19 protein-coding genes are annotated in these 14,089 nt (G+C 65.4%); 16 read left to right on the top strand and 3 right to left on the bottom strand.

Going from position 1 to position 14,089, the window contains the following annotated elements:
* Positions 1 to 38: 38 nt before the first annotated feature.
* The 3 genes from YWC_RS0103550 (at position 39) to YWC_RS0103540 (ending at position 2,238) form a co-directional block, all read left to right on the top strand.
* Positions 39 to 341, top strand: a complete 303-nt coding sequence (locus tag YWC_RS0103550) for a Dabb family protein (protein WP_027864141.1) — start codon at positions 39 to 41, stop codon at positions 339 to 341.
* Between the two features lie 187 nt (positions 342 to 528).
* Complete coding sequence (locus tag YWC_RS0103545; RefSeq protein WP_027864140.1) at positions 529 to 1,311, top strand: SDR family oxidoreductase; 783 nt, start codon at positions 529 to 531, stop codon at positions 1,309 to 1,311.
* An 18-nt stretch (positions 1,312 to 1,329) separates the two neighbouring features.
* The gene (locus YWC_RS0103540; RefSeq protein ID WP_027864139.1) at positions 1,330 to 2,238 is read left to right on the top strand and encodes an SDR family oxidoreductase; all 909 of its coding nucleotides are present in this window, start codon (positions 1,330 to 1,332) and stop codon (positions 2,236 to 2,238) included.
* Positions 2,239 to 2,388: 150 nt separating this feature from the next.
* Here YWC_RS0103540 and YWC_RS0103535 read toward each other — a convergent pair whose 3' ends face one another.
* From YWC_RS0103535 to ygfZ, 3 genes are read right to left on the bottom strand one after another with little or no spacing between them, the layout of a single operon-like run.
* Complete coding sequence (locus tag YWC_RS0103535) at positions 2,389 to 3,147, bottom strand: NRDE family protein (RefSeq protein WP_027864138.1); 759 nt, start codon at positions 3,145 to 3,147, stop codon at positions 2,389 to 2,391.
* A gap of 3 nt (positions 3,148 to 3,150) precedes the next feature.
* Positions 3,151 to 3,438 (bottom strand): DUF4936 family protein, encoded by a 288-nt coding sequence (locus tag YWC_RS0103530; RefSeq protein WP_027864137.1) that lies wholly within the window; start codon positions 3,436 to 3,438, stop codon positions 3,151 to 3,153.
* A 3-nt stretch (positions 3,439 to 3,441) separates the two neighbouring features.
* Positions 3,442 to 4,512 (bottom strand): CAF17-like 4Fe-4S cluster assembly/insertion protein YgfZ, encoded by a 1,071-nt coding sequence (ygfZ, locus tag YWC_RS0103525; protein ID WP_027864136.1) that lies wholly within the window; start codon positions 4,510 to 4,512, stop codon positions 3,442 to 3,444.
* A 137-nt stretch (positions 4,513 to 4,649) separates the two neighbouring features.
* Between ygfZ and mltG the strand changes: the two genes are divergently transcribed.
* The 13 genes from mltG to YWC_RS0103460 all read left to right on the top strand — a co-directional run bounded on the left by mltG (position 4,650) and on the right by YWC_RS0103460 (position 14,077).
* The gene (gene mltG, locus YWC_RS0103520; RefSeq protein ID WP_027864135.1) at positions 4,650 to 5,648 is read left to right on the top strand and encodes an endolytic transglycosylase MltG; all 999 of its coding nucleotides are present in this window, start codon (positions 4,650 to 4,652) and stop codon (positions 5,646 to 5,648) included.
* Positions 5,645 to 6,274: a dTMP kinase gene (gene tmk, locus YWC_RS0103515; RefSeq protein WP_027864134.1), complete on the top strand. Its 630-nt coding sequence runs from the start codon at positions 5,645 to 5,647 to the stop codon at positions 6,272 to 6,274. Before mltG ends, tmk begins: the two co-directional genes overlap by 4 nt.
* 8 nt (positions 6,275 to 6,282) lie before the next feature.
* Positions 6,283 to 7,302 carry a DNA polymerase III subunit delta' gene (locus YWC_RS0103510; protein ID WP_036212833.1) on the top strand — a complete coding sequence of 340 codons (1,020 nt, stop codon included), beginning with the start codon at positions 6,283 to 6,285 and terminating at the stop codon, positions 7,300 to 7,302.
* Between the two features lie 10 nt (positions 7,303 to 7,312).
* Positions 7,313 to 7,690 (top strand): PilZ domain-containing protein, encoded by a 378-nt coding sequence (locus YWC_RS0103505; protein WP_027864132.1) that lies wholly within the window; start codon positions 7,313 to 7,315, stop codon positions 7,688 to 7,690.
* Positions 7,691 to 7,746: 56 nt separating this feature from the next.
* Positions 7,747 to 8,265 carry a GNAT family N-acetyltransferase gene (locus tag YWC_RS0103500; RefSeq protein ID WP_027864131.1) on the top strand — a complete coding sequence of 173 codons (519 nt, stop codon included), beginning with the start codon at positions 7,747 to 7,749 and terminating at the stop codon, positions 8,263 to 8,265.
* A gap of 36 nt (positions 8,266 to 8,301) precedes the next feature.
* Positions 8,302 to 9,084 (top strand): TatD family hydrolase, encoded by a 783-nt coding sequence (locus YWC_RS0103495; protein WP_027864130.1) that lies wholly within the window; start codon positions 8,302 to 8,304, stop codon positions 9,082 to 9,084.
* Position 9,085: 1 nt separating this feature from the next.
* Complete coding sequence (locus YWC_RS0103490; protein ID WP_036212830.1) at positions 9,086 to 9,751, top strand: ankyrin repeat domain-containing protein; 666 nt, start codon at positions 9,086 to 9,088, stop codon at positions 9,749 to 9,751.
* A gap of 120 nt (positions 9,752 to 9,871) precedes the next feature.
* Positions 9,872 to 10,786, top strand: coding sequence for a class I SAM-dependent methyltransferase (locus YWC_RS0103485; protein ID WP_027864128.1), 915 nt, complete (start codon positions 9,872 to 9,874; stop codon positions 10,784 to 10,786).
* 195 nt (positions 10,787 to 10,981) lie between these two features.
* Complete coding sequence (locus tag YWC_RS0103480) at positions 10,982 to 11,182, top strand: hypothetical protein (RefSeq protein ID WP_027864127.1); 201 nt, start codon at positions 10,982 to 10,984, stop codon at positions 11,180 to 11,182.
* Positions 11,183 to 11,304: 122 nt separating this feature from the next.
* Entirely contained in the window at positions 11,305 to 11,532 is a 228-nt protein-coding gene (locus tag YWC_RS0103475) for a DUF6139 family protein (RefSeq protein ID WP_027864126.1), read from the top strand.
* A gap of 175 nt (positions 11,533 to 11,707) precedes the next feature.
* The gene (lpxO, locus tag YWC_RS0103470) at positions 11,708 to 12,607 is read left to right on the top strand and encodes a lipid A hydroxylase LpxO (RefSeq protein ID WP_027864125.1); all 900 of its coding nucleotides are present in this window, start codon (positions 11,708 to 11,710) and stop codon (positions 12,605 to 12,607) included.
* Between the two features lie 88 nt (positions 12,608 to 12,695).
* Positions 12,696 to 13,295: an NAD(P)H:quinone oxidoreductase gene (gene wrbA / locus YWC_RS0103465; protein WP_027864124.1), complete on the top strand. Its 600-nt coding sequence runs from the start codon at positions 12,696 to 12,698 to the stop codon at positions 13,293 to 13,295.
* Positions 13,296 to 13,378: 83 nt separating this feature from the next.
* On the top strand, positions 13,379 to 14,077 hold the full coding sequence (locus tag YWC_RS0103460; RefSeq protein ID WP_027864123.1) for a glutathione S-transferase N-terminal domain-containing protein: 699 nt from the start codon (positions 13,379 to 13,381) through the stop codon (positions 14,075 to 14,077).
* Positions 14,078 to 14,089 lie beyond the last annotated feature (12 nt).

Raw genomic sequence — 14,089 nt, 5'->3', positions numbered from 1 at the left:
TATGCTCGATTGCCCCCCCTGATTGAAGGATTTGAAGAATGATCAAGCATATCGTGATGTGGAAGTTGAAGGATGAAGCCGAAGGCGCGGACAAGCTGAGCAACGCGCGCGAGATGAAGCGCCGGCTGGACGAGTGCGCGAACATCGTGCCGGGCCAGCTGAAGTTCGAGGTGATGCTGGCGCAGCCGGGACTGGAAGCGACTTACGACGTGGTGCTGTACTCCGAATTCGCGGACAAGGCGGCGCTGGAAGCGTACATCAACCACCCGACGCACAAGGCGGTGGTTCCTTTTATCGGGGCGGTACGGGAAGGGCGGCAGTGCATGGATTACGAGGTGTAAGCAGGCAGAAGCTTTGCTCATCCAAGCTTGGGTCCCGGCCTGCGCCGGGACGACGTGCGTGAGTCCGTAGCCGTAAGACCGTCGTTCCTGCCACTGGCAGAAACGACTTCCGGCGCAGGCCGGAACCCAGTTTCCTGCCCGAAGTCGGCTCAAGCATCAACACAACAGAACAAAACGGAGACCAAGCATGCGCACCACCCAGGAACTGTTCTCCCTCCGGGACAAGACCGCCATCGTCACCGGCGGCTCGCGCGGCCTCGGCCTGCAGATGGCCGAAGCCCTCGGCGAGCAGGGCGCCCGCGTGCTCCTCTCCGCGCGCAAGCAGGAAGAGCTCGACGAGGCCGTCGCCCACCTGGCGGGCCGTGGCATCGACGCCAGCGCCATCGCCGCCGACCTCTCGATTGAAACCGAGGTCCAGCGCTTCGTGCAGGAAGCCATCGCCCGCCTCGGCCATGTCGACATCCTGGTCAACAATGCCGGCGCCAGCTGGGGCGCCCCGGCCGAGGACTATCCGCTCGAGGCCTGGGACAAGGTGATGGACTTGAACGTGCGCAGCATCTTCCTGGTGACCCAGGCGGTCGGCAAGCTGTCCATGATCCCGCGCCGCTACGGACGTATCATCAGCATCTCCTCGATCGCCGGCCTGGCCGGCAATCCGCCGGGCACGATGCAGACCATCGCCTACAACACCTCCAAGGGCGCGGTCGTGAATTTCACCCGTGCGCTGGCCGGCGAATGGGGCCGCTATGGTATTACCGTGAACTCGATCGCGCCCGGCTTCTTCCCGTCGAAGATGACCAAGGGGGTGCTGGCCGCCTTCGGCGCCGAGAACCTGGCCAAGGATGCGCCCTTGAACCGCCTGGGCGACGACGAGGACCTGAAGGGCGCGGTGGTGCTGTTTGCGTCCGACGCCGGCAAGCACATCACGGGACAGACGCTGGCCATCGACGGAGGCGTGTCCGCGGTCTGATCAACAAGGGGAGGGAACATGAAGGATTTCCGCGGCAAGGTCGCCGTCATCACCGGCGCGGCCAGCGGCCTGGGGCGCGAGTTCGCCAACACCGCGGCCGGCCTTGGCATGAAGCTGGTGCTGGCCGACGTGCAGCCCAAGGCGCTCGAGCACGCGACCGAGGAGCTGCTGGCCCAAGGCGCCGAGGTGCTGTCGATGGTATGCGACGTCAGCAAGGCCTCGCACGTGCAGGAACTGGCCGACTCGGCGATCGCGCGCTTCCACCACGTGCACCTGGTCTTCAACAACGCCGGCGTCGGCTGCGGCGGCCTGGTGTGGGAGAACTCGGAACAGGACTGGGAATGGGTGCTCGGCGTGAACCTGATGGGTGTGGTCCACGGCGTGCGCGTGTTCACCCGGGTGATGCTCGAGTGCGCCCGGCGCGACCCCGGTTTCGAAGGCCATATCGTGAACACGGCCTCGATGGCCGGGCTGCTCACGCCGCCCGCGATGGGCGTCTACAACGTCTCCAAGCACGCCGTGGTGGCGCTGACCGAAACCCTGCACCACGACCTGAAGCTGGTCGATGCGCCGGTCAAGGCCTCGGTGCTGTGCCCGTATTTCGTGCCGACCGGGATCGCGCAATCCGAGCGCAACCGGCCGATTCAGATGGCCAGCCATGAACGCAGTACGGCGAGCCAGACGGCGGCGCGGATGCTGACCGAGAAGGCGGTCGAGTCGGGCAAGCTGACGGCGGCGGAGGTGGCGCGCATCACCTTCGAAGGCATTCGCGAGGAGCGCTTCTACATCTATTCGCACCCGCAGACGCTGGGGGCGGCGGTGGAGCGCTTCGAGGCGATGGTGCAGGGGAAGGAGCCGGCGGATCCGTATGCGGCGACGCCGCAGATCACCGAGATGTTGAGGGCCGGCGTCAAGGGCAGGCTGTAGGTACCACCATCCCCTGTTCTCTGCGCTGACTGTAAGACCGTCGTCCCGGCGCAGGCCGGGACCCAATTTTCGCAAGCAGAACTTGGGTTCCGGCCTTCGCCGGAACGACGTGCTCAAGCTAACGACACCAAAAGGCCTGGCCGAGGAGCGTCAAGCCGGCGTGCTGTCCGGCTGCACCACGCGTTCGTGCAGTTCCGGCTCGCCCTCGCGGTACAGCTTGACGACGGTGGAGGTACGGGTGCCGTAGCCTTCCATCTCGATGCACACCGGCGAGAGCATGCGTTCGACCTCGATCGGCATGCCGGTTTCCGGCAGGCGCAGGTCCGGCGCGCGAGTGGTATCGGCCAGCATCTCGAAATAGGCGTCTTCCGGCGCCGCCTGGCACAGCAGGCTGGCGAACTGCGCCTTGGTGCGCAGCACCTTGGGCCAGGGCGCGTCCAGCAGGCCGTTCGAGATGCCGTAGATGCGGCCCGGCTCGAGCGGCTGGCCGTTGCGTGGATCTTCGCCCCCGCGGTTCGAATACCAGTACAGGGTGTCGCGGTCGCCCAGCACCAGGTTGTAGCCGTTGTAGACGTCGCCGCGCGCGACGATGCTGTCCAGGTAGTCGGCTGCCGATTGCGAACCGGTGAGGAAGCCGGCCACCAGCTCGCCGCGCGAAGGCGCATCCGCGCGCCGTTCGGCGGGACCACGGATGTTGGTCAGGGCGGCGAACTTCGGGCCGTTCGGGCCGTCCGTCGTCACCCCCATCCAGCTGCCGCCGCCCTGCAAATCGCGGCCCGCGATCACGTGCGGATGCTCGGGCCAGGGCGCGGCCTTGGTTGCCGGGCGGTCGTAGTACTCGTCGCGGTTGGCGCAAGCGATGATGGGCACGCCCGGCAGCACCTGCCAGGCAAAGACGATCAGGCACATGTGTCAGGTCCCCGGTATGAGGTCAATGAATACTTCGGAGCGGCGCGCTCCCTGGATCAGGCCGGCGAGGCCGGCATCCAGGACGGCCTGTTCGACCCGGCTGCCGAAGGCCGCATCGACGCCCGGATAGACTTCCATCCAGGTCTGCAGGCCGTCGGACGCTTGCGGGCGGCGCTGGAGCAGCGTACCGCTGCCGCTACCAGCGAGCGCGAGCTGCATGGCACGCACGCGTGGCGCCAGTTGCCCGGCATCCTCGCTGCGCACCTTGTAGTAGACGTACAGGTCGATCATGCCTTAGAGCTCGAGCGCGTCGAGATGGTAGGGCATGTGCTGGAAGGCGAGGGCCGGGCCGCCGGCGGCGCCGTGGCGCACGTCTTCGCCGAGCGCATCGAGCTTCATCTCGACCAGCAGGTCGGCGCCGCCGAGGCCGTTCGCGGCGGCGTTCACCACCATGCCGCAGGGCTGGCCCGGGTCGGCCATCGAAAACACCTCGTCGCCGGCGCGCGCCGCCGGGTTGGCCACCGTGGCCAGCGCCGTGCGTCGTTTGAGCTTGCCAAGATACTGGCTGCGCGCCACGATTTCCTGGCCCGGGTAGCAGCCTTTCTTGAAGTTCACGCCACCCAGCAGCTCGAGGTTGACCATCTGCGGCACGAACTGCTCCTGGGTCGCGGCCGTCACTTGCGGCACGCCGGCGTGGATCGCGGCCAGCTGCCAGGCCTGGTTGCCGCCCAGGGCCAGCTCGCCGGCCAGGCCCGGCAGCGCGGAACTCGCGCTCTCGACCGTGGTCAGCCACAGGTAGCGCGGGGTGCCGAACACGTCCGCCAGGCGGATCACGGTGCCGAACGGGCCGTCGACCTTGCCGTAGGGCGCGGCTGGCAGCTCGGCGACGTGGCGACGCAGGGCGCTCTCGGCCCTAGCGCCGCCCAGGCCCAGCACGGCGGCAAACGGGGCTTCGCCGGTGGCGTCGCGCAGCTTGGCCTTGGCGCGCAGCACGAACATGCTCAAGCGCTTCTGCAGGGGCGGCTGGATGGCGCGCGGCAGCTGCAGGTAGACGGTGTCGGGCTCGGCGCCGGGGCTGCGCCAGTATAGCAAGGTCGCCTGCAGGCGGCCCTTGGGGGTGCAGTAGCCGGCCAGGCGGGCTTCGTTGCGGCCGAGGTGTTCGACGTCGTTGGTCAGCTGGTTGTGCAGGAAACTGGCGGCATCAGGGCCTTCGGCGGCGATGATGCCGAGGTCGGTGACCGTGGCCACGAATCCGTCGGCCAGCTCGCCAGCGGCCAGCGGGCGGCCGAAATCTTCCACTTGCGCGGCTTCGTCGATAGGGAAGCGGGCGCCGAGCGAGGATAGGGTATCTGTCCAGTTATGCATAAATCCAGTTAGTATTAGCAATTCTGTTTGCAAATAAGCTTTATCATTACGGGCTCATTATAAAGATGTCGGCAAAATCGCGCCGAGGACGGCCAAACTCAGGGTCGAACCCGCGGCGAAAACCACAACAACAACATATGGCATTCATCAAAAAACTCCTGGTCACCGGCGTCATCGTGTCGGTGGCCGCGGTCGCCGGCTTCTCGTACTGGGCCAAGATCCCGCTCGACACCGGCGGCAAAGCGGTCGAATTCAGCATCGCTCCGGGCAGCGGCGTGGGCGCGGCCGCCCAGCAGATGGCCAAGGCCGGCGTGCCGGTCAATCCGCAGCTGTTCAACATCCTGGCGCGCGTCACCGGCGAGGCCGGCCGGATCAAGGCCGGCAGCTACGAGCTCAAGCCGAATACCTCGCCGCGCCGCCTCTTGACCCAACTGGTGCGCGGCGAATTCGCGCAAGAGGCCATTACCATCGTCGAAGGCTGGACCTTCCGCCAGATGCGCGCGGCCATCGCGGCCCACCAGCGCCTGCGCCACGACACCGTCAAGCTGTCGGACGAGGAGCTGATGCAAAAGGTCTCGAGCGAGTACAAGGCGCCGGAGGGCCTGTTCTTCCCGGACACCTACCTGTTCGCCAAGGGCTCGTCCGAGCTCGAGATCTACAAGATGGCCCACCAGGCCATGATGAAGCACCTGCAGACCGCTTGGGAGGGACGCGACCCGAGCCTGCCGTACAAAACGCCCTACGAAGCCCTGACCATGGCCTCGATCATCGAGAAGGAAACCGGGCAAAAGAGTGAGCGCAACATGATCGCCGGCGTGTTCGTGAATCGCCTGCGCACCGGCATGATGCTGCAGACCGATCCGACCGTGATCTACGGCATGGGCGAGCGCTACGTCGGCGACATCCGCAAGAAGGATTTGCAGACCGATACCCCCTACAATACCTACATGCGCGCCGGCCTGCCGCCGACCCCGATCGCCTTGCCGGGCATCCAGTCGCTGCAGGCGGCGCTGGCGCCGGCCAAGACCCAGGCTCTGTATTTCGTGGCGCGCGGCGACGGCACCAGCCAGTTCTCGGACAACCTGAACGACCATAACCGGGCGGTCAACCAGTACCAGCGGCGGATCAACCAATGACGGCGCAGGGCAAGGCAGGAAAATTCATCACCTTCGAAGGCATCGACGGGGCCGGCAAATCGACCCACATCGGCTTCGTGACCGACTTCCTGGCGGCGCGCGGCAAGACCGTGGTCTCCTCGCGCGAGCCGGGCGGCACGCCGCTGGGCGAGAAGCTGCGCGAGCTGTTGTTGCACGAGAAGATGCACCTGGAGACCGAGGCATTGCTGATGTTCGCCAGCCGGCGCGAGCACATGGCGCGGGTGATCGAACCGGCGCTCGGACGCGGCGACTGGGTGCTGTCGGACCGCTTCACCGACGCCAGCTTCGCCTACCAGAGCGGCGGGCGCGGCCTGGACCGCGCCAAGCTGGAAGCGCTGGAACACTGGGTGCACCCGAGCCTGCAGCCGGATCTCACCCTGTTGTACGACGTCCCCCTCGAGGTGGCGCGCCAGCGCCTGGACGCCACCCGCACGCTCGACAAGTTCGAGCGCGAGCAGGCCGATTTTTTTGAGAAGTGCCGCAACGAATACCTGCGCCGCGCGGCGCAGTTCCCGGAGCGCATCGTGGTGGTCGATTCGACGCAGACGATCGCGGCCATCCAGGCGCAGCTGGGTCGGATTCTGACGGAAGTATTGGAGAAGTAGTCGTGACGATGTACCCCTGGCAGCAAGCGGCGTGGACGCGCCTCCAGCAGATGCGCGAGCGCCTGCCGCATGCCATCCTGTTCCACGGCCCCGCGGGCGTCGGCAACGCCGGCTTCATGGAAAGCTTCGCGCAGGCCCTCCTGTGCGAGAACGTGCGCCCGGACGGCCACGCCTGCGGCAGCTGCGCCTCCTGCGGCTGGTTCCTGCAGAACAACCACCCGGATTACCGCCGGGTGCGCCCGGAAGCGCTGGAAGACGAGCCGGCCGCCGAAGGCGAAGACGCCGCAGAGCCGGCCGGTAAGTCCAAGTCGAGCAAGGCGCCCTCGAAAGAGATCAAGATCGAGCAGATCCGGGCCCTGGCCGACTTCATGAACATCTCCACCCACCGGCAAGGCCTGCGGGTGGTGGTGCTGTACCCGGCGGAAAGCCTGAACATGCCGGCCTCGAACGCGCTCCTGAAAACCCTGGAAGAGCCGCCGCCGGGCACGGTGTTCCTGCTGTCCTCGAACAGCCTGGACCGCCTGCTGCCGACCATCCTGTCGCGCTGCCGCAAGTTCGCGCTGCCGATGCCCTCGCACGAGGAAGCGCTGGCATGGCTTAAGGAGCAGGGCGTACAGGATGCCGACAGCTGGCTGCGCGAGCAGGGCGGCGCGCCGCTGGCGGCGCTGCTTGAAGCCGAATCCGGCAGCCGCGAAGAGATGGAAGCGCTGCTGCATTTCCTGGCCAATCCGGCCGTCGACGGCGCCCTGCGCACCGCCGAGAAGCTGGCGAAGGCGTCCTTGCCGGCGCTGGTGGCATGGCAGCAGCGCTGGCTCTATGATGTGTTCTCGGTAAAATTGTCGGGCAAGATACGTTATTACCCGCGCTACCAGCGCGAACTTGCGGCCCTGGCCGGCAGGGTGTCTACTGGCAGCCTGAACCGGGCGATCAAGGCCGCCAACGAGCGCCGCGCCGTGGCCGACCACCCGCTGTCGGCAAAACTGTTTGTCGAAGATATGTTGCTTGAGTACACTTCGTGCTGCGCATGAAAGGAAGCCGATGAACGCCAACCCCGCAGAGCCGAACGTTCCGCAGCAGCCGCGGCCGTCCGTGCTGTCGCTGGCGATCAAGGAGAAGGCCGCCCTGTACGCGGCCTACATGCCCTTCCTGAAGAACGGCGGCATGTTCGTGCCGACAACCAAGCCGTATAAAATCGGCGACGAGATCTACCTGATCCTGTCGCTGATGGACGACCCCAACAAGTACCCGATCGCCGGCAAGGTGGCCTGGATTACCCCGGCGGGCGCGAACAACAACAAGGCGCAGGGCATCGGCGTGCACTTCCCGGCGGACGAAGCCGGGCAGCGCGCCAAGCTGCGCATCGAAGAAATCCTCGGCGCGGCGCTGCGCTCGGCGCGCGCCACCCATACGCTCTAATTCAGTTTCTCTCATCTTTGCTGGTACAAGATCAGCTGCGCTTAATGTCTGCCTCCATGCCGTCCTACGTCCACCGCCTCGCCACCCGCGACGACCTGCCCGTCATCGTCGACATCTACAATTCGACCATCGCCTCGCGCGAAGTCACCGCCGACACCGATCCCATCACCGTAGGGTCGCGCGAACAGTGGTTTGCCGACCATACACCCGAGCGCCGGCCGCTGTGGGTGATCCACGCCGCCGGCGATACGGCCGAGAACCCGGAAGTGCTGGGCTGGCTGTCCTACTCGAATTTCTACGGCCGCCCGGCCTATTCGGGCACGGCCGAGGTGTCGATCTACATCGCGGAAAGCGCGCGCGGCAAGGGTATCGGGCGCTACTGCCTGGAGCTGGCGATGGCGCACGCGCCGAATGTGAACGTGCACACGCTGCTGGGCTTCATCTTCGGCCACAATGCGCCGAGCCTGGCCCTGTTCGGCAAGTACGGCTTCGAGAAGTGGGCGCATTTCCCGCGCGTGGCCAACCTGGACGGGATCGAGCGCGACCTGATCATCCTGGGCAAACGGGTTGCCTGAGACTGCATTCGATCTCCCTCCGGGTACAATACCCGGATGTTTATCGATTCCCACTGCCACATCAATTTCCCGGAGCTGGCTGCCCGGATGCCCGAGATCCTGGCCAAGATGGCCGAGAACAAGGTGACGCACGCGCTGTGCGTCTCGGTCGACCTGCCGGACTTTCCGCAGGTGCTGGCCCTGGCCGAACAGCACCCGCACATCTTTGCCTCGGTCGGTGTCCACCCCGACTACGAAGACACGCCCGAACCGAGCGTGCAGCAGCTGGTCGAGCTAGCGCAGCACCCGAAGATCGTCGCCATTGGCGAAACCGGCCTCGACTACTACCGGCTCGAGGGCGACCTCGAATGGCAGCGCGAGCGCTTCCGCACCCATATCCGCGCCTCGCGCGAGACCGGTAAACCGCTGATCATCCATACCCGGGCGGCATCGAGCGACACCATCCGCATCATGAAGGAAGAGGGCGCCGGTACCGATGCGGGCGGCGTGGCGGGCGTCATGCACTGCTTTACCGAGTCCTTGGCGGTCGCCCAGGCGGCGATGGAGCAGGGCTTCTACATCTCCTTCTCCGGCATCGTCACGTTTAAAAGCGCCAAGGAACTGCAGGAAGTGGCCAAGGCCGTGCCGCTCGAGCGCATGCTGATCGAGACCGACTCGCCCTACCTGGCGCCGGTGCCCTACCGCGGCAAGATGAACGAGCCGGGCTACGTGGCCCACGTGGGCGAGTTCATCGCCAACCTCAAGGGGGTCTCCTTGCGCGATGTCGCGGCGCAGACCAGCGACAACTTCTTCACCTTGTTCAAGACTGCAAAGGCCTGACATGACCCGAGTCCGCCGCGCCATCCTCAAGAGCTGCCTTCTGGCATTCCTACTCCACCTTGGCACGGCCGCGGCGGCGACGCCCGGGCAGGTCGCCAGCTTCTTCCGCGCGGTGCAGGTCGATAACGTGTCCGCCGTCAAGGAGATGGCGGGCAAGGTAGTCAACCCGAACGGGATCAACCCGGTCGGCGGCGAGCCGGCCCTGGTGCTGGCGGTGCGCGAGGGTTCGATGCGCGTGTTCGACGCCTTGCTGCTTCAGCCCGGCATCGACCTGGAAGCGCAGGCGATGAACGGCAACACGGCCCTGATGATGGCGGCCTTCAAGAACAACCGGCGCGCCGCCGAAGCCCTGCTGGCCAAGGGCGCCAAAGTGAACCGCGCCGGCTGGACGCCGCTGCACTATGCCGCCGCCGGCGGCGCCGAGGACATCGCGCGCCTGCTCATCGATCGCAAGGCGAAGCTGGACGCACTGTCGCCGAAAGAGAGCGGCGCTTACACGCCCCTGATGATGGCGGCGCGCGAAGCCCAGCCGGGCATGGTGCGCCTGCTGCTGGAGGCGGGCGCCAATCCCGCGTTGAAGAACACCGAGGGATTGACGGCAGCCCAGATCGCCGAACGCGCCGGCCAGGCTGACATCGCGGCCACGATTTCCGGCTTCAAGCGCTAGCAATTTACATTTCCATTGGGAACTAAGCGGTAAATACCCCGCAGCTCCGCGCATGGACCGCGTGCATCCTTGGCCATAATGCCTTCACGGACAATGACCATGAAGGAAGACGGGCCAACCATGCTGAACGAACGCGAAATCGAAAGCTGCTACCTGGGGCAGTTCATTCCAGTGCACTACCATCACAATATGCTGATGGACCAGAACCGGATGCACAGCTTCAAGTCCGCGATCCATTACGCGGTCAAGCCGGGCGCGAAGGTGCTGGAGCTGGGCGGCGGCACCGGCGTACTGTCCTTCTTCGCAGCGCAGAAGGCGTCGAAGGTCTATTGCGTCGAATTCAACCCCGACATGGTGCGCGAGGCGCGCAAGTTCCTGGCGCTCAACCCGAACGGCCACAAGGTCGAGGTGATTCATGCCGACGCCTTCGACTACCTGCCGCCCGAACCGGTCGACGTCGTCATCTGCGAGATGATCCACGTCGCCATGCTGCGCGAAAAGCAGGTCGAGGTGATTGAATCCTTCAAGCGCCGCTACCTGGCCAAATTCGGCGGCCCGCTGCCGGTGTTCCTGCCGGAAGCGGTGATCATGGCGGCCCAGCCGATCGAGCAGGAATACGATTTCGAAGGCTTTCACGCGCCGATCGTGCAGTTCCAGGAAACCGGCGTGGTCTATCCGGGCACCATCGAACTGGGCCAGCCGGCCGTGTACAGCCTGATCGACTTCAACCAGCCGGTCGACAATGTGTTCGCTTGGGAAGGCGGGATCTTGATGGAGAGAAGCGGCATGCTCAACGCCATGCGCTTCATCACCAAGAACGTGCTGGCCATCGTGCAGGAAGAATCGAACACCATCGACTGGCTGAACCACTACATGACCTTGCCGCTGGCCCAGCCGGTGAAGGTGGAGGCGGGCGACCTGGTGCACGTGGCCTTCCAGTACCGGGCGGGCGGCTCGATTCCGTCGCTGCAGGCCTCGCTGCGGGCCCAGGTGGTGAACCAGCGCGTGACGGAGCAGGTGGCGGCCTTCGCCTGATCCTTCCCTGGCGTCGGCCGGCGAGCAGTCGGCCGGCGGCCTAGGGTGCCACCTGCCCGCCATTTTCATCCATTCACCCCGCTTTTTGCCCCGTCTGTCGCAGACCGATTGTCCATCCAGGCGCAGCAACTTATCCTTCTCTCGTCTTGTCAGAACTGCTAGCTGCAGCGATGACTCACCAAAGGAGCGAGAACAATGTTAGGTTTCCTGCTATGGTTGCTGCTGCTGTTCCTGTGCTGGCCCATTGCGCTGCTGGCCCTGGTGCTGTACCCGCTGGTATGGCTCGTCTTGCTGCCGCTGCGGCTGCTTGGCATCGGGGTCGAGGCCGTGTTCGAGTTGCTGCGCGCCATTGTGATGCTGCCGGCGCGCATACTCGGGGCGTCGCCGGGCCGTTGAGCCTGGCGGCTGCCTCCGGCGGCTGAGTGTGGGTCAATTAACAGACGACAGCGTTTCGATCTTCTACTGTGGAAGTGCCCGCTTTCATCGGGAAAGCGGGCTTTGACTTTGAGGAAACGACTATGCGCCTGGATATTTACCGCCGACCAGAAACCGACGGCAAACTGTCTTACCTGGCAGTGCCGGAAGCACGCAATATCCCTGAAGAAGCGACCAACACCGACTGGGAAATCGAGGCTCGCGCCATCGAGGTCGCAGACGACGCCGACCAGCTGGAAGACTACGACATCGAGAACGTGGCCGACCAGATCAGCGAAAAAGGGTATGCGATCACCTCGGTCCAGCACTGAGTAGCGTTTCTCCCGGGTCCGGCCCCTGCCGGACCCCCATGACGCCGGCGCTCCAGGATGGAGTTGCCGGCGTGCCATAGTTTCCCAGAATTACGACCCGGCCGACGACGGCCCATTGGCCGTTGTGATATCCTGCGTCCCTCATCAAGGTAAGCCAGCAAGGACGGAGGTCGCAATGAAATGGGTCGTGGTCGGTTTTTATGTTCTGTCGATCCTGCACATCCACTTCCGTGGCCGTGTGCGCCTGCCTTTCCGCCGCCAGATCTTCGACCATTCGTCGTTCATGGCGCCGATTAACATCTTCATGCACAAGTTCTCGCGGGTTCCGAGCACGCCCTTCATCCCGGTAAGCGAGTTCCCGGAACTGGCGCGCCTGCAGGAAAACTGGCCCGTCATCCGCGCCGAGGCCGAGAACCTGCTGGCACTCAAGAAGATCAAGGCCGCCGAGCAGAACGACGACGCTGGCTTCAATTCCTTCTTCAAGAACGGCTGGAAGCGCTTCTACCTGAAGTGGTACGACGCCAGCCATCCGTCGGCCGAGCGCCTGTGCCCGCAGACCTATGCGCTGCTGCAGTCCATCCCCTCGGTCAAGGCCGCGATGTTCGCCGAGCTGCCGCCGGGCGGCAAGCTGAACCCGCACCGCGACCCCTTCGCCGGCTCGATGCGCTACCACCTGGGCCTGGCCACGCCCAACGACGACCGCTGCTTCATCGAAGTCGACGGAGAACGCCACAGCTGGCGCGACGGCCAGGGCGTGGTGTTCGACGAAACCTACATCCACTGGGCCATCAACGGCAGCGAGAGCGACCGCATCATCCTGTTCTGCGACGTCGAGCGTCCGATGCGCTACCGCTGGATGGGGGCCTTCAACCGCTGGTTCGGCCGCACCGTGATGACCGCCGCCGCCTCGCCCAACGAAACCGGCGACCAGGTCGGCCTGGTGAGCAAGCTGTTCCGCATCTCCTTCTACATGGGCCAGTACCGCCGCCGCCTCAAGGCGTGGAACAAGACGGTCTACAACATCACCCGCGTGGCGCTGGTGATCGCGCTGGCCGCCTTCATCTACTGGATCTGAGCGCCGGCCGTCCATCTTCTGGCGGGTGCCGCAAAAATCCTGTTCGCAGCAGAATAGGGCTTTTGACGATCATCACAGGGAGGAAGGCATGTCGAAAGTCCTGGTGTTGTATTACTCGACCTATGGCCACATCGAGCAGATGGCCAATGCGGTGGCCGAAGGTGCGCGTGCGGCCGGCGCGACGGTGACGGTCAAGCGTGTTCCCGAGACGGTGCCGGAAGAAATCGCGAAGAATGCCCACTTCAAGCTGGAGCAGGACGCCCCGATCGCGACCGTGAACGAGCTGCCCGACTACGACGCCATCATCATCGGTGCGCCGACCCGCTACGGCCGCATGCCCTCGCAGATGGCGGCCTTCCTCGACCAGACCGGCGGCCTGTGGGCGCGCGGTGCGCTGCACGGCAAGGTCGGCGGCGCCTTCACCTCGACCGCCACCCAGCACGGCGGCCAGGAAACCACCCAGTTCTCGATCATCACCAACCTGCTGCACTTCGGCATGATCGTGGTCGGCCTGCCGTACAGCTACGCGCCCCAGATGACGCTCGACGAGATCGTCGGCGGCAGCCCGTATGGCGCCTCGACCATCGCCGGCGGCCAGGGCCAGCGCCAGCCGAGCGAGCTCGAACTGGGCGGGGCGCGCCACCAGGGCGAACTGATCGCCCGCACCGCCAACAAGCTGTTCGGCTAAAGGGGCAGAAAACCGGCCTGCTGCGGCGGGCCGTCCGGAAGTTTGCTATCGTTGGCAGTCCTGCAATCCATAGGACTTCCGCCATGCCAGACCTCAGCGCTTTCGGCATCACCGCCAAGTGGCCCGCGCAGCACCCCGACCGCATCCAGCTGTACTCGCTGCCCACGCCGAACGGCGTGAAGGCATCGATCATGCTCGAGGAGACGGGGCTGCCCTACGAGCCGCACAAGGTCAGTTTCGAGACCAATGACCAGTTGTCGCCGGCCTTCCTCTCGCTCAACCCCAACAACAAGATCCCGGCCATCATCGACCCGAACGGGCCGGGCGGCAAGCCGCTGCCCCTGTTCGAGTCCGGCGCCATCCTGCTCTACCTGGCCGAGAAGAGCGGCCAGTTCCTGCCGAGCGATCCGGCAGGGCGCTACGCCGCCATCCAGTGGCTGATGTTCCAGATGGGCGGTATCGGTCCGATGTTCGGCCAGCTCGGCTTCTTCCACAAGTTCGCCGGCCGGGATTACGAGGACAAGCGCCCGCGCGAGCGCTACGCGAACGAATCGAAGCGCCTGCTGGGCGTGCTCGAGGGCCAGCTGGCCAAGCACCGCTGGGTGGCGGGGGAGGAGTACACGATCGCGGACATCGCGATCTTCCCATGGGTGAACAACCTGGTCGGTTTCTACGATGCCGGCGAACTGGTGGGGATCCAGGACTTCCCGCGCGTGACGGCGGCGCTCGAGGCCTTCCGCGCCCGGCCGGCGGTGGCCGCCGGCCTGAAGATCCCCGGCTGAGAAGGACTCAGG

Source organism: Massilia alkalitolerans DSM 17462 (assembly GCF_000427785.1).
In the GTDB taxonomy this organism is placed as follows: domain Bacteria; phylum Pseudomonadota; class Gammaproteobacteria; order Burkholderiales; family Burkholderiaceae_D; genus Telluria; species Telluria alkalitolerans.
Note: the sequence above shows the minus strand (reverse complement) of the source record. Positions and strands in the feature narration are given on the sequence as shown.